Source organism: Legionella beliardensis, assembly GCF_900452395.1.
Classification (GTDB): domain Bacteria; phylum Pseudomonadota; class Gammaproteobacteria; order Legionellales; family Legionellaceae; genus Legionella_C; species Legionella_C beliardensis.
In genome coordinates, this window is sequence record NZ_UGNV01000001.1 from 543618 (window position 1) to 565102 (window position 21485).

The window sequence follows — 21485 nt, forward strand, 5'->3', positions numbered from 1 at the left end:
GGGTAATACCTCAAGAAGTAGCGCCCTGTCTACTTTCCTAGCTTATAAGAGAAAGGAATAGGTTTACTTACAATAAACCTATTCCTCATTATTATATAGCTTTAAGCTATTCTGGCCATTTTCTGAGGTTACTTCGTCGACTCCAAGGGTAGACTCCTTCACCTGTATTGTTAACTACATGCCGAATACCTGTATTGTCTCTACCATCTAACCAGAATAGAACAATGTGTTGTAAATCTATTGTAGGCTTAAGGGGGGCTTCTATAGCACTATCAAGGTAGAGGTTAGTGGCGTCTCTAAAGTAACTATAAATCCCCATTCCCCATACTTGATTTGTCGTTACATCATTGCCTATTTTGTAAGAAGCATACCCATTAACTGAACCATTTTGCCATTCTCCCTGAGAGGGTGGGTCGTAGGGAATTTCTGACTGATATTGATATACTCTACCATTATTACCATTCCAAATGGTTTGATATTTTTTAAAGTGCTCAACCATTAAATTATAAACAATGACATTATCACCATTTACAGTAAGCCCATTATCACCATTATTGATGTACCAGCCAACGTTTTTGCCATGATCTGCACGCCATAGCCAAAAATTATCACCAACGACATCATTACTGTTAATTTCTAAGCAATTACTTGCTTGACTGCGATAAGCAGGGCCACCTACGCGACAAAAGGTATCATAGAGAAAAGTAGGGTTACTTGCATGACAACGGGTAGTTTTATGCTCCCCTATTTGCAGAAGCGTAGGTGAAAAAATTGGGCCTGCGTCAAATATAAGGCCTGCTAACTGCACACCATCTACATCACTAACTACCATAGCCGGTTGTCCAGTATCACTTACTAGAGTCGGCAGCCCTAGTCCATAAATAATAGTATTAGCCTGTGTTACGCGAAGAGAGTCGTCTAAGTGATAAACCCCAGGGGTAAATATTATACAGCGATTAGTCTGTAAGGCAGTGTTTAAGTCACTGGTTGAATTATTAGACTTAGCAATATAACAACTGCTTACCGGAAGTGATTCGCCTGTCACTTCCCAGTCAGTACCTGTTGTATTGTGTTTTAACGCAGGTACTTTTAAATAAAATTCCTGATTATCTTGATTAAAATAAAGATAGGGTTTCTCACGCATTATTGGGGTTTTATCTACAATCGTGTATGATGGATTAGGCCAATCCCCGCTTGGAATAAAGCCTGAATCGCCAACAAAAACCATACTCCAAACGCCACCATTCCATTGACCAAAATTTGAATTACGGGTAAACCACTGTTGTTGTGAACCAGAATAAATTGTTCCATCAACTTGAGAATTAGCAAGAAATCCACCGCTTGAATAACCTAGTTCAAATAAACGCAACGAACCTTGCGTAACTTTTACGCGCCGCAAAAAAGTTGCTTGTGAAACAGCCCATACATTTTGGTCTTTTGGTATGGCATTAGGATAACCTAATGAGCCTAACGTAGGCTTTACCATAAAATTTTCTGCACCACGCCAAAAGTTAACCAGCGCACCAGGTCCTTGGTCAGGTTGACTTGGATTACCAGGAGGCATATCTTGTGTGCGCACAGCACCAGTAATAAACGTATCTTCAGGCCTCTCCCCTAAGCCTAAAATATGCATATAGTAGCCTACTTTAACATCTATATTTTCATCCATGCCATATTGACCTGGCATAAACATTAACGCGTAACGTTCCTCGCCAAATTCATTAAATCGTTGCTGGTTATAGAGAGTGCTTATGGTCGTGTTAATATCACGTGGACTCATATTGGTATCAAAAATAATGACATTAGGGCCAAAAGGGTTTGGAATAGGCTGGGCAAAGATATAACTGGATGAAAGAATTAAAGTGGCTATATAAATTTTTTTCACAAAAACTCCTTTTTCAAATATTGATAGTTAAATGATATAAATTGTTTTCTAAATTTATATCGTTCTAGGATTAAAAAGACTTAAATAACTATTTTTATTTAAATCAGAATGCAAATGGCTTTAATACTTAGATAAATTTTAAATAAGTAACTATACTAAAAAAGCCAGGTTTAAATTATTGATTAATAAGGATGAGGAAGCCATGAAAGTATTAAATGGATTAGATGTAGTTGTGTTAATTATATTAGTTATTGGCGGTATTAATTGGGGACTTGTTGGTCTAGCTAATTTTGATTTAGTGGCTTTTCTTTTTGGGCCGATGAGTATTTTGTCACGTATTGTATATTGCTTAGTGGGCTTAGCAGCCTTATATACACTCTACTTAATATATAGATTGATGAGATAGTCTAGACAATTTATTCAAAAAGTAAGCGTATATTAAATAGTATTTTTATTTTAATTATAATTTTTTTCAAATAAAATCAAAAACTTATCTTCATTAGGGCTGATGATACATCTATCTAATCAGCCCTATAAATTTTGCCACTTCTTGTAATGCTTTAATGAAAGCGGTCATCTTAGCAAGCTAATTCTTGCAGTTAAGAGTAATTAAAGAGTTTTTTAAATTTAAGATTTATTTTTTAGATTAGTAAATATGAATTATTTTATAGTCTATAATTCGATCTAATTGTTCAAAATTAAGTTAATATGTTTATAATTAGTCTTCCTGAGCAAGGTTTTGATCCTAGTGAGGCAGTAATTCCTTGGCATATATTATCGCAAGCAGGCTGTAGAGTGTGCTTTGCTACACCTGATAAACAGGTTTCAAAAGCTGATAAACGTATGGTAACACAAGGATTAGGTCTGCTATCTCCTTTTTTAATGACCTCAAAAATAGCCTTAGATTTATATCAATGTATGATAAAAACGCCAGAATTTAAACAACCTTTTGCTTATGAGGAAATTAACACAGAGGAAATTTATGGCATGATTTTTCCTGGAGGGCATGGGGAAGGTATTAAATCAATGCTGGAATCTCAAATACTTCATAAGAAAATAGTTGAATGCTTTAATCAAAATAAAATTATAGGTGCCCTATGTACAGGTGTACTAACCGTAGCACGAAGTATCGATCCTAAAACACAAAAATCAGTACTATTTAATAAAAAGACTACAGCGGTTACTCGTTGGATGGAGTTATCTGGCTGGTACCTCACACGTCATTATTTTCATAATTATTATCGTATTTACCCTACTACCGCTCAAGACGAAATAGAAAAACTCTTAAGTAATAGAAAGCAATTCTATACGGGTGGGGCACGTGTCTTCCCTATGAAATATAGCAAACGTTTTTTATATAACCAATTTACGGTGCTAGATGGTAACTATGTGTCGGGACGCTGGCCAGGTGATTGTTATCGATTTGCACATGATTTAGTTCGGTTGGTTAAAAGGCAAGGAGTAGAAAAATATGAGACCACTTAGGCCGATAAAAAATTGGGGGAAAACCTTTGAATATACACCTAAAGAATTGTATTACCCGGCATCTTTAGATGAGCTTATTCTTATACTACAAAAATGTTCCTTTGAGGAGAAAAAAATTCGGCCCATGGGCTCACGTTATTCTTATACACCTTTAATCTCAAGTGATGATGTCGCACTTTCTTTAGATAAATTTAGTGGCATTGAAGAAATCAATAAGGATGAGATGACGGTGACTGTGCTGGGTGGAACTAAAATTGCTGACCTTGAACGCGAATTATTTATAAATGATCTTTCTTTAATTAATTTGGGGGATATTAATCAACAAACTATAGCGGGATTAATTGCAACCGGCTCGCATGGCACGGGGCTATCTTTTGGTATTGCCTCAACACAAATAGTTTGGATGCAAATAATTACACCGCGTGGTGAGGTAATCGAGTGTTCTGAAACTAAAAATTATGAAATTTTTAAAGCAGCGCAAGTTTCACTAGGTTGTTTAGGCATTATTAGTAAAGTAAAAATAAAAGTACTGCCTAAATATTATATGTATCAAGAACGCAATTTAGTGGTATTTGATGAGGCACTAGATAACTTATTAGACTCTTTTATAAATAATCGCAATTATGAGTTTTTTTGGTTTCCTTATACCGAATATGTTTTTGAAAAAAAGCATAATATATCTTCAAAGATACAAACTAATAAAAAAATTAAAAAATTTGTTAACGATTATGTCTTAGAAAATGGGGCATTATGGTTATTATGTGAAATGTCACGCAATACGCCAGGTTTTTATAAAAAACATATAAATTCTATATTAAAAAAATTAAATTCTAATATGTGTGGCACAATACCTAGTACCGAATGTTATGCAACTAAGCGTTTGGTTAATCATAGTGAAATAGAGTATGCCATTCCTATAGCTCACGCTACCAATGTTTTAAATATTATTAGAGACCTACTTAACCATCATTGGCAGCAAATTTCATTTCCTATCGAAGTGCGCAGCGTTGCTACTGATAACATTTATCTAAGTCCTAATTGTGGGCGCAACACCGTTTGGATTGCTGTTCATGCCTATACTAAAGATGCCTATAAAGAAGTATTTCAAGAAGTTGAAAAAATTTTCTTAAATCATCAAGGAAAACCGCATTGGGGGAAGTTACATTGGTTAGATCACGACAAAATTAATAAATTATACCCTCATTTGTCAAAATTCAATGCGATACGCAAACAACTAGACCCAACAGGTAGGCTTCTTAATCCTTATTTAAGTAATTTGTTAGGAGTGAAATAGGGGCGTAATAAGTATGACAATTGACAAGAAAAAGCATGTAATTATTACCGGTGGTTCCAGTGGAATAGGTAAAGCTTTAGCATGTCACCTTGCCTGCCAAGGATATAATGTTTCTATTATTGCTCAAGATAAAAGTAGGTTAACAAATGCTGCAAAAGAGATTAGGCATTTTTGTCAGAACAAAAGCCATGTAGTGACCTTAAGCGCTGATGTTAGTCAAGAATTAAGTATTAATAAAGCGATTGTTAGCGCGATAAATCTACAAGGTTCACCAGATATATTAATTACCTCAGCAGGTATTGCTTATCCTGATTATTTTGACAATTTAAGTACAGAAATCTTTGAAAAGTCTATCACTATAAATTATTTAGGAAGCTTATACGCAATTAAAACAGTTTTTCCCTATATGAAGAAAAATAAATTTGGCCATATCGTTATGATTTCTTCAGGTGCAGGGCTTATGGGCCTCTTTGGTTATAGCGCATATAGTCCATCAAAATTTGCTATACGGGGGCTTGCAGAATCATTAAGACCAGAGTTTAAGCGATTAGGAATTAAAATATCTATTGCCTATCCACCAGATACAGATACACCGCAGTTCAGTCAAGAAAATTTAACAAAGCCACAAGAGACTAAAAAAATTTTAGGTCCTATGAAGTTATGGACGGCAGATGATATTGCTAAGTGCATTATTCGAGGAATAAATAAAAATAAATTTCATATCACTCCTGGCTTAACTACTCGCCTATTAAGGTTTTCACATAGTTTTTTATTTAAACCGCTTAATTATTATTTCGACAAAATAATTACGCCTAAATAAGTTTTCATTAAAATAGTTAAGGATCAAATTATGAGTAGTGGTTTTATTGATACCTTTTATAAAATTGCTTATCAGCATCCACAAAAAAGTATATTTACCTATTTAGATGAGGAAAACGCAGAAAATACAATTAGTTATGGGCAGCTTGATTATAAAGCTCGACAAATTGCAACGTTACTAAAATTGATAAGCTCAGTCCCAGGTGATACCGTGTTGGTGATGTTTCCTCCGGGGCTAGATTTTATCTATAGCTTTCTAGGGTGTGCTTATGCACAAAAAGTGATTGTTCCTGTCATGCCTCCTGTGAGTGTTGAAGCGGCTAATAAATTAAAATTAATCATAGATAATGCTAAACCAATTGCCTGTATTACTACCAAAACCATTTATGAGCGCTTAAAGAAATTAAAATTAGTTAATTCATTAGTGAAAAAACCAATTTTAGGATCCCTTATTACTAAATTTAGTTCTAATTTACTTAATAAATTTGAACCGCTCATGGCAACAGACCTATTTTCTCTGCATTGGCTAACGACAGATAGCTTATCCAATAGTACCTCAGCAGACCTTTTCAATTTGCCAACTATGAATCCACAAGCCCCTTTATTTTTACAATATACTTCAGGCTCAACAGGAAACCCTAAAGGTGTTATCGTTACTCATCAAAGTGTATTACATAATATTCAAGCTATAAAATATGGTCTAGATATAAGAGAAAAAGATATTTTATATAGCTGGTTACCTCAATATCATGATATGGGACTTATTGGTTGTATTTTAACTCCCTTATATACAGGTTTATATACGATTATAGATTCTCCCTTTAAATTCTTAACCAACCCTATAAGCTGGCTGCAAGGAATAAATAAATATCAATGCACTATTAGCGCCGCCCCTAACTTTGCGTATGAACTCTGTGCTAATAAGGTTACTGTCGACGAAAAGAAAGCCCTTGATTTACGATCTTGGCGCGTAGCTGTGAACTCAGCTGAGCCAATCAGAGCATCGACTATAAAAAAATTTTATGATGTATTTAAAGAATGCGGTTTTAAACAAGAAACCTTTTATCCGAGTTATGGTTTGGCAGAGGCTACCTTATTTGTAACAACTAAAAGTGTAAGTTCTAGATTTCATTCTGTCATACTTGATAAATATGCTTTGCAATTAGGTGAAGTTAAATTAGTAGAGCCAGCAGATCAAAGCGCTCAGCACTTCATAAGTAGTGGCGATATAGATTCTAACATTGAAAGTCATCACATAGTCGTTGTAGAACCTAATAATCATATACCTCTATCCGAGCAGAAAGTGGGCGAAATTTGGATTTCTAGTCCCAGTGTAAATCCTGGGTATTGGAAGCAAGATCAAGAGAGCCTGAATATCTTTCAAGCCAAACTCGTCGGAAAAAAAACTTATCTTAAAACGGGAGATTTAGGCTTTATTAAAGACGGGCAACTCTATATAACTGGACGCATTAAAGATTTAATTATTATTAGAGGAAAAAATTACTATCCTCAAGACATTGAGTACACTGTTGAGCAGGCCGATAGAAATATTCGTGCAGGTTGTATTAATGCCTTTGCAATAGAACAAAATGATCATGAAGCTTTGGTGATACTTGCTGAAATTAAAATAAAAACTAAATATCAAGAAATTACTAAAAGAATTACAGAGGCGGTATTTAAACATCACGGAATAATGCCTTTTAGTGTTGTTCTACTAGCGCCAAAGGTTTTAAAAAAAACTACAAGTGGAAAAGTAAGAAGAAAAGAAATGAAAAAACGCTACCTCGCTGGCGAGCTACCTTTATTATTTACCTGGCAACAAGATGGTTCTCAAACAATCACTGAGCCATCGCAAACTAACCGATTAATAAGTAATGTAAATGATAATTTATCGTTGATGGTAATTAAAACAATTACCGATACCTTAAGAAGTACAGAGCAGCAGGAAGTGTTAATAACAAAAAAATTGACAGAATTAGGTTTTGACTCCTTACTCATGGCAGAACTAATTAGTAGTTTAAAATCTCAGCTGCCTGTATCGGTTGAATTATCAGTACAATATATTATAGAAAATAATCCAACTGTTAAAGAGTTAATCAACTATATCAAAAATCAAAGTAGTGAAATAGTTGCTTTAGATACTCATCAAAAATCTCATCAGAGTAGGAAGGTTTATACAGCGTCAGAACAGCAACATTGGATGGATATAAAAAATTTACCCGATTATAAAAAATTAAAATACTCACAAGATCTTCTTGGTGAGCAAAATGTATCTAAATTATATTTTAATAGTGTTAAAGGAATCTCAGACAACTTAGTTGATTTAGAAGGTGAAAAATACATTAATTTTTCTGGTTATAACTATTTAGGTTATGCCGGTGACAAGCGTGTCATTGCAAAAACTAATGAAGCTATCAATCGTTATGGTACTTCAGTTTCTGCCAGCCGTCTAATTTCGGGGCAAAAGCCCATTCATTGCGAACTAGAAGAAGAATTAGCCGCTTTTATTGGTACTGAAGATGCTGTGGTCTTTACTGCAGGCCATGCGACTAATGTTTCAGTAATTACTCATTTATATAATGCTGAAGATATTATCTTTCATGATAGCTTAATCCATAATAGTTCTCTACAAGGTGCCATTTTTTCTAAGGCAAAACGTATTTCTTTTCCTCATAATGATTTTAATGCGTTAGAAAAATTAATGAAAAAAGAGCGTCATTATTATCGGCGCGCTTTAATCTTAATTGAGGGCGTCTATAGTATGGATGGCGATATACCAAATGTTCCTGAGTTTATAAAAATAAAGAACCAAAATAATGCGCATTTAATGATTGATGAGGCTCATTCGATTGGCACTATAGGGAAAACGGGCAGAGGTATTAGAGAGTATTTTGATTTAAATGCAGATGACGTTGAGCTATGGATGGGAACATTAAGTAAAGCCTTTGCTAGCTGCGGAGGCTATATCGCTGGAAAATCGTCTATGATTGATTATATCAAACGCAGTTGTGGCGGGTTTGTATTTTCTGCTGGTATGACACCTGCCAATGCTGCTGCGGCTTTGACAAGTATTCGGCTTTTAAAGCAAGAATCGTTTAGGCCGTTGAAATTGCAACAATGCGCTGCAAATTTATTAATGTATTTAAAACAATATAAAATTAATACGGGTAATAGTTACAATACACCCATTATTCCAATTATTGTAGGTGATGAAAATAAAGCGATAGATTTGTGCTTAAAATTACGTAACCATAAGATCTATACTATACCCATTATTTATCCAGCTGTAGATAAAGGACAAGCTCGGATACGCTTATTTATTAATTACATGCACACAGAAGAGCAAATTGCTTATACTGCTAACATAATTCACCAAAATTTAAATTAATTTTGATGAGCTTTTGTATAACAGAAAACTAATAGTATTATGAGTTAGCTTGATTTTAATACTCAACTACCCAATTGAGTATTAAGTTCGTCGTAGTCTTCTGACGACTTATTTTTATAGTGGCGTTCTTTTTCTATTAAGGTTGTCACTTGATCAAGTATTTTAAGTCGCCTTTCGTTATTTTTTTCTGTAAAAACATCCTCTGCTAAGTTAATTAATTCATTACGATTAGCAAATGTTATATCAATTTTAGTGTAAGATGTCTCATTACGTGGATAGTGTCTGCCTGCACATTCATTCCAAGTTAGAGTATCAGTATATTCGCATACAAAATCGCCCCAAAAATCAAAGATATATTCAGGCGTTGTATGTATTCTAATATAAGTATGACTCTGGTCTGAATATAGGGTTTCTATTGATAACTCTACATCCATAAATTCAGCTGCCAGCATATAAGCGCCAACTATTGCATAATTTTCACATGTTCCTGTTGCATAAAGATAAGCATCTGCAAAATATTTAGCATAACGTAAAAGCGGCTCGCTGGGCTTTTGTTCAGTCTTTTGCTCTTCATCAGAAAAACGAAGGCTGTTTGCTATTACTGCCGGAAGAACAGCAAGTTCCTCTTTAGAGTAATTAATAGGAAAGAACTGATTTTTATTAATATTACCGTTAAGGTTAGCGACTCGCTCAGCAGTTGGGCTATTAGACCTTCCAAAGAGCAGCACTTGATCAACTTCTTCTTTTAGTTTTGCAAAAACATCAGACATAAAATCAAGTTGATCTTCTTTATCAGTAAAGGTGTTTAGTTCTGCATTAAGATTGAGCATACAAGTGAATATTGCTTAATTAATGTGCCGCTAGTCTACTATTTGTATCATAATTTGTCAATTTATATTTATGGTAAACCGATAGGTCGCTTTAAAACCAATATTGAAATGAAGGCATACCATAATATGGAATATAAAAATTTGATTAGCTAATTATTAAGGCTATACTGGCTATCTAAAAATACAATTATTCAATAATTTATCGACAAAACTTACCACTTCAGGTAAATTTGCTTCTATCCTTTTGTACAATTTAAAAGCATTTTACACTAAATATTTCAATTCTTTATTAAACCCTTTAGATGTGACCAAGAGCCAGCAAGTAGCCTGGGTGAAACAAAGTGTAACCCAGGTTTTAGTCCTTTGGACTGACATTTGTCCCTTGATACGATGTGACTAAGAGATAGAAACGTACCTAGAGCATGCTTTTTTTATTAGCCCTGAAATCAATCTAGGGCCTCTTTTCTTAAATCATGACATCTTTAAATTTGTACTTAAAACCTCACTGGGTAAATACCTATAAAACTCACTATTCATTAATTTAAGCATTGGTTTTGATAGATCTCTTAATTGCATATTTAGAGAGCGGCTGGCTAAGTTGCATAGCATTTTTTTATTTTCAAGGATACTTTCAAAAAAAATCGATAAAAGTCGCGATGATAGTCCATTATCCTCTCTCTTATTGAGAGCTGTTAAAACTTCTTCAATGCGGCAGCAATCATAAGGTTTTAGTTTATCCAGTGTCTTTAATATTTCTGTTGAGGGCTTAGCAAAAAAACCGCTAATAAAGTTACCGATACCAACCTGACTTCTTGTTTTAAGCGAAAAAAGTGGAATGCTATGTAAATCAGTAGGTGTCGAAGGAGAGCTGCTATCAATTAGTTTTTCGTCATTGATTAATTGAATATAGCTATAAAAACACTCAGCCAATTCTTTAAAAATATCTTGCATACTAGATTCTTTAAAGGAACTAGCAATATTCGAACATAATTGCCCCAGACTTTTTAATATTAATTTTTTCTGATGTCGTTTATCCTTAATTGATTGGCGTATATCATTCGTTGGATGAACAACTAAATCGGTAAATAGAGGATCTGATTGACTAGGAATTTTTCGGGATTTTGCTTGCAGAATTAAAAGGTCATCATCCGGAATTGTTCGAATTAGCGCTCCAAAGTTAACGTTAGTTTTTGAAAGTGACAGCAGTAACTTCGCGATCAAATATAAAGTAAAAATTAATAGGAGAATAAGTAGGTAATCTGTATATACTCTGATGGTAGAACGAGCATGATCTATTTTAAGGTATCGTAGCTGTCTTAATTGAGTTTTCGAATCCACAAAATTTACGTATTGATTTGCAAATCTATCGACAATTAACTTAAAGCTAATATTTTGTTGCATTAATAAATGAGCGGCCATAATCATATGCGCAGCCCCGCCGCACATGCCATAAAGCACAATATTTTTATCTCTTTTACGATAATAATGAACAAAGGTAACTACATCTTGGGCCAAGTCATGGATACTATTGGCATGAATAGCTGCACGGGTAGAATAGTTGCGATGATTAATAAAAACCGTATCCGTGTTGAAAAGTGCTTGAAAATTTTTGACACAGCAGGCTATATAATTATGTTCAGATTGAAAATGACCAACTAAGGCTAACACAACGGTATCAGATGATTGGTCTTTTCGTTTTACCTGTAATCCATCGAGAATAATATTATTATCTGCTGGAATGAGTAGTTTATTAATCAAATAATTTTCGTTATTGTATAATTCTAGGGCCTGGTAAAGTGTATGTGGACAAAGGCTTGCGGTAATTAATTTATTGGTAGCAACACCAATACTTGGACTTTGTAAAAAAAATTCTTTTAGTCCCGTCCATACGGGCGAACTTTTGTGAGTTTTTTGAGATAATGCATCTGCTAAAAGAGAAAGACATTTTTCATATATGTTGTGCGTGCTTGCTAATTCTGGATTTCCATATGCTTCTTGATTTAGAGCTCTAATTATTGCTGCAAAGGTTTTAAAGAGTTTTTCAGGTGAACATGATAACCATTGATAATGTATATTATAAAACATCAAGAGTTCTAATTGGCAACGTTGAAACATTTTTTGTACTTTTGCTTGTGAGGACCACAAACTAATTGCTTTATCTAATGTTATCAGGCATTGATACATTGCCATTATATAAAACTCATGGTGTTTAAAGAGCTCTTTATATTTAATCTTCTCAAAAGAGCAATTTGAACCGAGCCAACCGGCAAGAATAATTTTGAAAACCGCATTTTTCTGACTAGCAGGTACAGAATCTAATTTTTGAATGAGCGTATTTCTATTATCTAAATTAATTAATGCTGATCTGAGTTCATGTTTTTTTACTAGCATTTCAGGGTAAGATGGTTATGTTAATTTTTGCGCAGTATAGTAGTGGCAAAAATTTGAAACAAGACTATCTTACTATGAAGAAAAGAAAGAGCCGAATAAGCAAAGTTAACTAGTGATCTTTTTACCTGTGCTTAATTAGCGCCTGCTTGGTATTTACAGCAAAAAATAGGATGTTAAAACGGTTTACTGAGAGGTAGTTTTTTTATTTGTTATAAATTTATACCAAATAGAGCTTGAGATTAACTTAGCTTAAAATTCTCCTAGAATTGGATTTTTTAAGGGTTTGTATTCAGCAACAAAAGCGCTAATGATTGTTCACATTCACGCATCAATTCCTGCGCTTCTTTTTCTGTGAATTCGCGCTCAATAAAACAGCCTATTCCAATAGTGCCAATAACTTTTTGTTCATGAAAAATAGGGGCCGATATCATACCGCCCACGCCGACTTCTTTTTCCATAGGTTTAATAATGGGCGCATCTGAACTAGATAAATTACTCACTACAACAGGTTTTTTATGACGATAGGTTACACCGACGACACTTTCTTTTTCTACGGGTATACGTTTTGATGCTGCAATTAAATTATCAGGCAATCCTTTGGTGTAAGCTACTAAATACAAACACCGTTCTTGTTCATTAAGTTGATGAATTGTTCCTACATCCGCTGAAAATTTGGTAAGAATTTTTGCAAGTAATGTATTAAGAGAAGCCATAGTTTCATCCTTAGTCATGAGCAAAGTTTAAAACATAATCGCTCATGTTCCATAGTTGCCCAGGCCCATTGCCTTTATCATTACATTGGAAATCATAGCCTAAGAAAATATACATATTATTTTTAACGGCAACTGAACTGCTCCATTTTATGCGTGGTAAAGGGCCGCCTTTGACCTTTGTTATTTGAGACCACGCACGTTTACTAATATCAAAACGCCACAAACTATTAGTGGGATTTTGCGGGTAAGGACTGCCACATTTTGTAGAACCTGAGCTTTGCAAATCGCCTCCTTGTAAATACAAGTAATTGCCAATCATGGCTGCATTGGCATAAGCAACCTGTGGCAAAGAACGATTATTGGTTTGACTAGGGATAATGTTTTCCCATTGCTTGGTCTCTACATCAAATTCCCAGGTGCCCTTATCATCATAGGTTAACAATTTTTGATTGCCTGCCACTAAGCCGCCCACAGGTTCTTGTATAGGTTCAGGTATGTTGGTTTGAGGTTGCTGAAAAACGACCTGATGCCATTGATTTGCAGTGAGGCTATATTCCCACATATTAGGTAATATTTCCCATTTTGCATTAGCGCCGCCATAAATGTAGAGCTTGTCATTCATTAACCACATCATAGGCTGTGCACGTGGTGGGGGAGAGTTAAGCGGGTGTAAGCGCGTCCAGTTATTTTTCTTAACTGAATAAGCGAAGAGATCATTATACATGGTCATATTGGCAAAATTTTTGCAGTAATAGGCGCCGCCAAATACGTAGAGAGTACCTGATTTCTCATCAGCCACAGCAGTAGCATAGCCACGTGGTGACGGTGTGTCGCCTGCTGGAGAAAGTTTTTCCCAGGTGTTGGTTTTTACATTAAATCGATACAGATCATTATAAAAATGATTAACTTTGCTGGCAAAATCATCCTTTACACCGCCAAACAAATAGATATCCTCACCTAGTGTAGTGATTGCAGCGGCATCACGCGCTGTAGGATGTTGGCCAGACGTTGCTAGCTTGGTTACGGTGATTGCATGCGTATTAAAACTAGCCAGTATTAAAGAAGCAACTATAAAATGAAGTATCATTTTGTTGTAGTAAGACATGCTTTTCAGTGGACTGCGTTTTAATAAAGCCATACAGTTGCTCCTTTTAAAATATAGAAATTTAGATGTAAATACACCTTAAGGCTTAAGGAGTAAATACATACACATTCTGATTAAAAGTTTGTTGGCCCGTGCCTTTGCCATCAGGCGGACAGCTAAAATCATAGCCAAAAAAGTAGTAGATTTTGTTGTTAACAGCGACCCCACTTCCCCACTTAATTTTAGGTAGAGTAACGCCTGCAGGCGTTAATTGTTTCCATATGTGTTGCCTGAGATCAAATCGCCATAAATCATTACTTTCACTTTGTGGGTAAGGGACATTGCATCCTGTGATTTGCTTGCCGCCCATTTTATCACCGCCTTGTAGATACATATAGGGGCCTAAAAAAGCGACTTGAGAATCGACATAGCCTGCAGAAATATTGTTTGGTTTAGCAGGTGTGATGTCTTTCCATTCGGTGGTCTTTAAATTAAATTCCCACGTTTGCCTACCATCAAAAAAAATGAAATGCTCTTTATCTACATCTCCCCCTAACGGTGTTTGGTTAGTTAGAGGGGCTGGGTTTTTAGGCGTTAATTTACGCCAGGCCGAAGTTGCTAAATCGAAAATCCACATGTCATTAACAATCCCCCAGTTAGGTGTGTAGCCCGCCAAAATATAAAGACGATTGTCAATAAGATGAATGAAGGGATGAGCTCGCTCAGGCGGTACTTCTGGAGTGGACGGTTCAATTTTGCGCCAGCTGTTGTTAGAGATGGAATAAGCCCACAAATCATTGTACATGGTCATGTCTTGGTAATTTTTGCCAAAGTGACTGCCGCCAAATATATAAATGATGCCTGTTTTTTTATCGGCAATTGCTGCCACATGGCCTCGGGGAGAGGGCGGGGTGCCTGTGGGCGAGAGTTTTTCCCATGTGTTTTTTTTGGTATTAAATCGATAGAGATCATTAAAAAAAGTGTTTTCTCTGGTAGCAAAGAATTCTTTAAGTCCACCAAAAAAATAAATGTCATCGCCTAATGCGGCGGTACCAACGGCGCTTCTTGCTGATGGGACTGGCCCAGACGTGGTTAATTGAGAGACTGTCCCATCACTTGTATCTGCCCATAATAAATTGGCCGTAATAATTATTAATAAAAAGGTTAAGCTGCAAATAAATTGCTTGCTTTTTTTCCATACCTGACATCTAGTCATAATGTCCTCCATTACAGATAATTTTATTACAATTATTTACGTGCAGCTTGTACTTCACTGGCTATTACTAGGGTGCCGGTGTTATTGCCCCATGCATTCAGCTCATAAGTAATTACATCAGCAATGTCTTCGTCACTGCAATCGTCTTTAAAATCACGCATGGCAGTCCCAGGTCTTCCATTTAAAACAATATGAATATGATCTGAGACGACGTTTGTTCCAAATTTATTGCCTTTTAAAGGAGGAAAAATAGGTGGCATGCCGGCACCATCTGACTTGTGGCAAGCAATACATTTTGCCTGATATATTTTCTCCCCGCGTTTGCTTGCCGCTTTTAATTCGTTGTTTTGCCATCCAGAGCTCGCGGTCGTTGCATTGATTGCTGCCTCTTCGGCCCACAGCCCTGTCATGCTCATTAATGATAATAATAAGCTAGTCAAAATCCATTTAAGGTAGCGAAAATATAAATCCATTACTGCCTCTCTCCATTAATCAAGCCTCTTTTAACGGCTTCAATTTGTTACCAAGCTTTGGCTCATTTTTCAATAAATTTAACGTAAATAACAGAGCAATCGCCACAAATACCGCACATGTCCAAATGGATATACTGTAAGCTTGCGTAAAAGCTATTTTGCTCTCCTTTACAAGAAAATTGATTTGCTGTGTGCCTAAATTAAATGTAGGCAAATGGGCACCCTTATTAATCAGTACGTGTTCAAATTGTGATAGGGAAAGCGAAGGATAGCTAGCAGTATTTTCTCTTAAAAAGACCTGCAGAAAATAACGATTACTAACCACAATAATAGAAGTTAAAATCGCTAAACTTAAGCTGCTTGTGATTTGTCGTGTGGCATTCATGATGCCAGAAATGATTCCGCGCTCATGTAGCTCAACCGCTGATAAAACCGCGGTGTTGATAGAAGAAAGAATAAAGGGAATTGCAAAATTAAAGCAAATGATTCCGGGTAATAAATAAATGTAATTTTGATACGGCGCAAAAATAGCCTGTAAGATAAGTCCAAATACAGCAAATAATAAACCACCCAAAATGGATGGACGATAGCCATATTGATCGAACACTTTGCCTGATAGAGGGGCTGCGATAATTAAGCAAAGAACATGGGGTAAAAATAGCAGGCCTGCCATTGCTGCATTAAAGCCAAGAACCTGTTCAAAGAAAATAGCATCAAAGATATAGCGTATCATTGAGAATGAGGTGCAGAAAAATAGGACGAGTGCAAGGCGTAACAATTTATATCTAAAAATATGAAAACGAATGAGAGGTTCATGTTGATATTGCTGTAGGTAATAGAAAGCCAAAAACAGGAAACAGGAGAGGAAAAAGAGAGTTAGGGTGGTAGGCAATGACAACGTGCTACTTTCCATCACAGCAAAAATAAGCAAGGAGATGGATAAAGAAAAAGTGATTAATCCTTGCCAATCCAATTTCTTTTTTTGCGGTTGCTCATTAAACGATTTCATCACGCGCTTTAAAATCCATAAGCAAATAATAAAAAGCGGTAAATTAAGGTAAAATAGTAAACGCCAGCTTACATATTGAGTAAATACGCCTCCTAAAATAAAGGCTACTGGTGTAAATAATAAAGCACTCCCCATATAGATTCCCATGGCTTTTCCTCTTTCATTTTCAGGAAAAACATTAAGAATAATAACTGCGGTGTTCGGCAAAATTAACGCAGCGCCCAAGCCCTGCAATAGGCGGCCACTAATTAACCAGGCAATATTCATAGCGAGCGCGCAAATGAGAGAAGCAATTAGAAACACCCATAGCCCAATTAAAAAAACGCGATAATGTGCAAATAAATCGCCTAATCTGCCACCAATCACTAAAAATACAGCAAGAGTTAAGTAATAACCATTGGTAACCCATTGCAATAACATGGATGAAATATTAAATGTTTGCTGAATTTTTGTTAGCGCGAGCGCAATACCGGATTGATCAATCAATGTCATGCCAAAGCTAATTGACATAGCAGTAAGAACCCCCCATTTCTGCGTAGCCATAGTCGACATGTTAGGCAGTGACTTGTCCATGTTTGTCCTATTTACTTAACATCCTAAGCCTTTGAAATAGTTCTGAAAATTATGGAAAAGATAAGCAATCAGTTTACATAGCAAGCATGCATCTTAATCTAATATTGACTATTATAGTCTTCTTTAAAATTTCTATTTTACTTTTTGCAAAGCAAATGATGACTAATTTTATAGTTATGCTATTGATAATAAAAAACTATTATAATTTGCTGGTACTAATAAAACAGATGAAAAAGGGACAATGTGTACGGGTAAAAGTTAAAACATTGCCCAAGAACAAGCAAAATTAACTTTACAAAGAACAAATTTTAATTAACTAGAAACAAGTCTGTACGACTCGGTTAGGTTAACTATTACTTTAATTCTCGCTTTAAATCTGTGCTACCCTTTATTTATAGGATTAAAGAACCCTATTAATCTTGTCACTTAGATAGTATTGGAGGGTTTATGTTGACCTCATGGGATGAAAGATTAGCTGATATACTTACTAAATTCTCAGGCGATGTTGGAATGATTTATCATCTAAATCCCGAGGATAACAACCTACACCTCGTAGTCCGCACTGATGGTTTCCCTGATTATATGATTCCAATCATGAGCAAAATACCTATAGGAAAGGGAATTGCTGGGGAAACTGCTAAAACTAAAAAAGCTATCGTTGCCAATAATTTAACCGGAGATGATGCGCCAGAATGTGCAAGACCCCTTGCTAAGACTATGGGTATTAAGGGAATGATTTCAACACCTATTTTTTATGGTCAAGATGTCGTAGGAACGATAGGAATTGGGTGTTTTTCAGAACATCAATTTTTAGAACAAGATGTAAATGACCTTATAGAAATTGGCAGGAATTTAGCGCCGCAATTAGAATCTGAAGTTGCTAAGGGAGAAAATAATAACCTCAATGATGTAAAATCTCCTTTTCAGCAAGGGGCTGCTGTCCTACCCACGCCCATTTTAAAAAAACTGTCTACCAAAGGCTTTGAACCCTCAGAACGTGACTCGCCTGCTGCTGTAGCCTTAGATGGTTTTATTTATGTGTTTGGTGGCCTAAAAGATGATTTTAGTACAGGCGTTAATACGTTCTACAATGATCTTTATCGCTTTGACACTAAAACTTATACTTGGGAGGCGCTTTCGCCTACAGGTGAATTACCACAACCGCGTGGTTATGCGTCAGCTGTCGCATTGCAAAATGAAAAAAAGATATTGCTTTACGGTGGTACCTCTTATGAAAAAGATTTCTCAAATTTAATTTTGTTTAATGATTTATGGCTGTATTCCGTAGATAAAAATAGCTGGAAATCCATTCATGCAACCACAGAAGGCCCCTCAGCACGTACCAATTCTAAAACATGGTTTTATGAGGACAAATTATATTTGTTTGGTGGTGTGAATGGCTTGAATCATAAATTTAATGATCTGTGGGTATTTGATTTAAAAACAAACTCATGGACTGAAATCATAGCAAATCAGAGCCCTCATTCCCCGCCTGCTGTCCATAAAGGACAAGGCTACTGGGAGCCCATCAGAGGCAAGTTAGTTATGTATGCTGTGAGTGAAAGGGGTGAGGATGATTTGGTGAATGAAACCTGGGAATTTGATTTAAAGACAGAGCAATGGCGCAATATTACGCCTAGTAAAAATAATATTATGCCACCTCGAACAGCAACAGTAGCCTCAATCATCGGTGACAACATGTATATTCAAGGTGGGGATTTACAAGGTGTTGGTTCTATTAAAGAATGTGGCACGCCTTTCCCGCAAAGTGCGACCGATGAAATGTGGCGTTTTGATACTAAACAACATGAATGGTCTAAATTGGGGGTGACAGGATGCGCATTACCACGGCTTAAACGTGCAGGCACTGCCACCTATGATGGAAAAATGTATATTTTTTCAGGATTTGATTTTCAATGTTATGGGGGTAAGGGACCTGGGCAAATTTGGAATCACGACGTTTATATGTTTACGATTGTGCCTGGCATGTTTCCAAATGAATTAAACTAAAACCCATTATGGCTAGGAGCTTTACGTCATGGAAAATTCATTTAATACTGTTTTAGCAACTATTGTTTCTCGCTTTTCTGCTGATGTAGGCACAATTCACAAATTAGATAAAAAAGATAATCAATTACATCTTGTAGCTTACACGCACGGTATTCCAGAAAATATCATTGAGGGTGTTAGGAAAATACCTTTAGGCAAAGGCATAGCAGGCACCACAGCACAAGAAAAAAAACCAACAGTCATTGGCGATTTGGTTACAGACAGAACCGATTATGTGATTCCCATCGCCCGCACAGCAGGCATACAAGGCATGATGTGTGTGCCTGTTTTTGATAAAGAAGAGGTGGTTGGAACCATATCAGTAGGGTGCGTAAAAGAGCGCCAATTCACTGAACCGGAAATAGATAAACTGATAGAAATTGGTAAAGAATTAGCTGATACATTTTAGCTGTTAACTAAACGCGTATGAGGAAGTGTCTCGAGAAATTGGGCTAGGTTAAGGGAGACCTTAAACCAAGCCCTACTAACTAGATTACGCGTTAGCTATTACAAATTGAACCACAATTGACGGTAAAATTAGCGCTATCTAAGCCTGCACAGAAAGCATCTTTTGCCGGGCCATTTAAAGAAACAAAACTTCCAGCCTCATACGCGTTACTGTCATTGTATAGCCTTGCGTCATTAAACCAACCGGTATTAAATGGCACACATCCAGGTATACTGTTTCCAGTTTGTGTTGATAATTTACAGTTTGGTGAAGAGCTTTGTGCCCCATCAAAACCATAGCGGAAATCGCTGTTAATATAAACCACTGCTTTTATTGTAGAAGATAAGTCAATGGTTGGATTGTCCTTATCTGACTTACAAGCTGGCGAGCGATTTGGGTTAGCTGGGTTACAGTTTATGGGCACAACGCCGTTATAGCTAATTAAACCAAACAATCTATTTACCCAATTTGTAGAGGCTTGTTTATAGGCATTTTGCCAAACAAAGTCGCTGCCATCATTAGGATGATTTGCAGATCTGTCCACATAATTGGTAATTGCTGATTCAGAAAGGATAACTGGTTTACCCATTGCATCTGCGAAAGCCACAGCCCCTAAGATGTTGCCATCAACAGTAAGGCGTTGATCACCTATATTACACGTTGAATTAGGAACATAGTTGTTTGCCGGGAAGCCATTGTAGCTATAGTTAGCGCCATTAAAGTGTGGGAGACACAGATCATGCTCAAACACACTCAAGCCTATCCAGTCGACGACGTCATTGCCGGGGTATAATGCTTGGTATTCACCTCGGACTGGGTGATAAACGTAATGAATTCTTGCACCGCTATTTCTAGTGCCATTGTTTATTAAATTACGTAAATGTTTAAACATTCTTTTATAGACCTCGCAGCCAACTTTAGGATCCGTGTTTGGATCGCAAAAAAAGTTTGAGCTGACTTCATAGTCTAGACGTAATAGATAAACTGGTTTTGGATTATTATTAATGTATTTAATTAAATTTGCATACAGCTTATCGCTCTTGCCATCTGCAATGTCATGCACAGCTGCAACAGATGCTTCTAGCGTAGTGCATTCACCTTGTTTTGCACCATTAGGACAACGTGTGCTGTTGGGTGGATTGTCTTTTACACTGATTGCCAATTGAATATAGATATCTTTCTCAGATTGGTTTGCTTTATTGACTAAGAATGAAAAATTTTCTTTAGCGCTGCTTAATAAATCACCGGAGGTTTCGCATGGTTTATTTGGTCTAGATTGATAGTAAATAGAGCCACCATCTGGTGTTTGTCCATCACCTAACATAGCCTGTAAATTATCCCAAGACTCATTATTATTCTGCCCAGATAAAAGTAAGCGTTGCGTTACCGGAGGCGGGGTAGAATCACTAATTTGGTCTTGATCTAATGTCGCTTGATAAGCAATGTTATTGCTATAACCTTTTGCTGCTAAAGTTACTGCAAACATAACTGAAAAACTGAGTTTGCTAAATTTCATGTTATACTTCCTTGAGTTTGTTAATTTGATGAATTGAGGGAATTATCAGGCTAATTAACAAACGATTGGTCCTTGCAGATTATCAGTTAAAGAGCCTTCCAATTTGGCCTCAAAAAACACATACAATCATGTAACTAATCAAAACCATTAGGGATGAAGACCTAACATCGATTAGATACATTTTTCGATTGTAAAACAATTCTGTACAATACTGCAACATATTCGAGCAGAGTTAATTGATCAACTTTCGTTTTAAAGATCCTATATAGGGGGTACCCTTGATGACAGGCTGCCTAAAAGTTCTGGGCAAAA

16 protein-coding genes are annotated in these 21485 nt (G+C 36.1%); 7 read left to right on the top strand and 9 right to left on the bottom strand.

The window, feature by feature from the left end; genetic code table 11:
- Positions 1–106: 106 nt before the first annotated feature.
- The gene (locus DYE47_RS02460) at positions 107–1885 is read right to left on the bottom strand and encodes a hypothetical protein (RefSeq protein WP_115301750.1); all 1779 of its coding nucleotides are present in this window, start codon (positions 1883–1885) and stop codon (positions 107–109) included.
- A gap of 202 nt (positions 1886–2087) precedes the next feature.
- On the opposite strand from DYE47_RS02460, the gene DYE47_RS02465 reads away from it, so the two are divergent.
- From DYE47_RS02465 to DYE47_RS02485, 5 genes are all read left to right on the top strand, one after another.
- Positions 2088–2291 carry a DUF378 domain-containing protein gene (locus tag DYE47_RS02465; RefSeq protein WP_115303985.1) on the top strand — a complete coding sequence of 68 codons (204 nt, stop codon included), beginning with the start codon at positions 2088–2090 and terminating at the stop codon, positions 2289–2291.
- A gap of 302 nt (positions 2292–2593) precedes the next feature.
- The gene (locus tag DYE47_RS02470; protein WP_115301751.1) at positions 2594–3370 is read left to right on the top strand and encodes a type 1 glutamine amidotransferase domain-containing protein; all 777 of its coding nucleotides are present in this window, start codon (positions 2594–2596) and stop codon (positions 3368–3370) included.
- Positions 3357–4664 carry a D-arabinono-1,4-lactone oxidase gene (locus DYE47_RS02475; RefSeq protein ID WP_115301752.1) on the top strand — a complete coding sequence of 436 codons (1308 nt, stop codon included), beginning with the start codon at positions 3357–3359 and terminating at the stop codon, positions 4662–4664. The genes DYE47_RS02470 and DYE47_RS02475 overlap by 14 nt, the downstream gene beginning before the upstream one ends.
- A gap of 13 nt (positions 4665–4677) precedes the next feature.
- On the top strand, positions 4678–5484 hold the full coding sequence (locus DYE47_RS02480) for an SDR family oxidoreductase (RefSeq protein ID WP_174224081.1): 807 nt from the start codon (positions 4678–4680) through the stop codon (positions 5482–5484).
- A 30-nt stretch (positions 5485–5514) separates the two neighbouring features.
- On the top strand, positions 5515–8871 hold the full coding sequence (locus tag DYE47_RS02485; protein ID WP_115301753.1) for an aminotransferase class I/II-fold pyridoxal phosphate-dependent enzyme: 3357 nt from the start codon (positions 5515–5517) through the stop codon (positions 8869–8871).
- Positions 8872–8933: 62 nt separating this feature from the next.
- Here DYE47_RS02485 and DYE47_RS02490 read toward each other — a convergent pair whose 3' ends face one another.
- The 7 genes from DYE47_RS02490 to DYE47_RS02520 form a co-directional block, all read right to left on the bottom strand.
- Positions 8934–9701, bottom strand: coding sequence for a hypothetical protein (locus DYE47_RS02490; protein ID WP_115301754.1), 768 nt, complete (start codon positions 9699–9701; stop codon positions 8934–8936).
- Between the two features lie 471 nt (positions 9702–10172).
- The gene (locus DYE47_RS02495) at positions 10173–12092 is read right to left on the bottom strand and encodes a hypothetical protein (RefSeq protein ID WP_115301755.1); all 1920 of its coding nucleotides are present in this window, start codon (positions 12090–12092) and stop codon (positions 10173–10175) included.
- A gap of 275 nt (positions 12093–12367) precedes the next feature.
- Positions 12368–12805, bottom strand: a complete 438-nt coding sequence (locus DYE47_RS02500; protein WP_160149827.1) for a GAF domain-containing protein — start codon at positions 12803–12805, stop codon at positions 12368–12370.
- A 10-nt stretch (positions 12806–12815) separates the two neighbouring features.
- Positions 12816–13943 carry a Kelch repeat-containing protein gene (locus DYE47_RS02505; protein ID WP_115301757.1) on the bottom strand — a complete coding sequence of 376 codons (1128 nt, stop codon included), beginning with the start codon at positions 13941–13943 and terminating at the stop codon, positions 12816–12818.
- A 52-nt stretch (positions 13944–13995) separates the two neighbouring features.
- Positions 13996–15105: a Kelch repeat-containing protein gene (locus DYE47_RS02510; protein WP_160149828.1), complete on the bottom strand. Its 1110-nt coding sequence runs from the start codon at positions 15103–15105 to the stop codon at positions 13996–13998.
- A gap of 32 nt (positions 15106–15137) precedes the next feature.
- The gene (locus DYE47_RS02515; protein ID WP_115301759.1) at positions 15138–15578 is read right to left on the bottom strand and encodes a c-type cytochrome; all 441 of its coding nucleotides are present in this window, start codon (positions 15576–15578) and stop codon (positions 15138–15140) included.
- A 19-nt stretch (positions 15579–15597) separates the two neighbouring features.
- Positions 15598–17160, bottom strand: a complete 1563-nt coding sequence (locus DYE47_RS02520; RefSeq protein ID WP_115301760.1) for an MFS transporter — start codon at positions 17158–17160, stop codon at positions 15598–15600.
- A 447-nt stretch (positions 17161–17607) separates the two neighbouring features.
- Here DYE47_RS02520 and DYE47_RS02530 point away from each other — a divergent pair, with 447 nt between their 5' ends.
- On the top strand, positions 17608–19170 hold the full coding sequence (locus DYE47_RS02530) for a Kelch repeat-containing protein (RefSeq protein ID WP_115301762.1): 1563 nt from the start codon (positions 17608–17610) through the stop codon (positions 19168–19170).
- A gap of 28 nt (positions 19171–19198) precedes the next feature.
- Entirely contained in the window at positions 19199–19618 is a 420-nt protein-coding gene (locus DYE47_RS02535; RefSeq protein WP_115301763.1) for a GAF domain-containing protein, read from the top strand.
- A 91-nt stretch (positions 19619–19709) separates the two neighbouring features.
- Here the strand turns inward: DYE47_RS02535 and DYE47_RS02540 are convergent, their stop codons facing one another.
- Positions 19710–21173 carry a glycoside hydrolase family 26 protein gene (locus tag DYE47_RS02540; RefSeq protein ID WP_115301764.1) on the bottom strand — a complete coding sequence of 488 codons (1464 nt, stop codon included), beginning with the start codon at positions 21171–21173 and terminating at the stop codon, positions 19710–19712.
- Between the last annotated feature and the right edge of the window lie 312 nt (positions 21174–21485).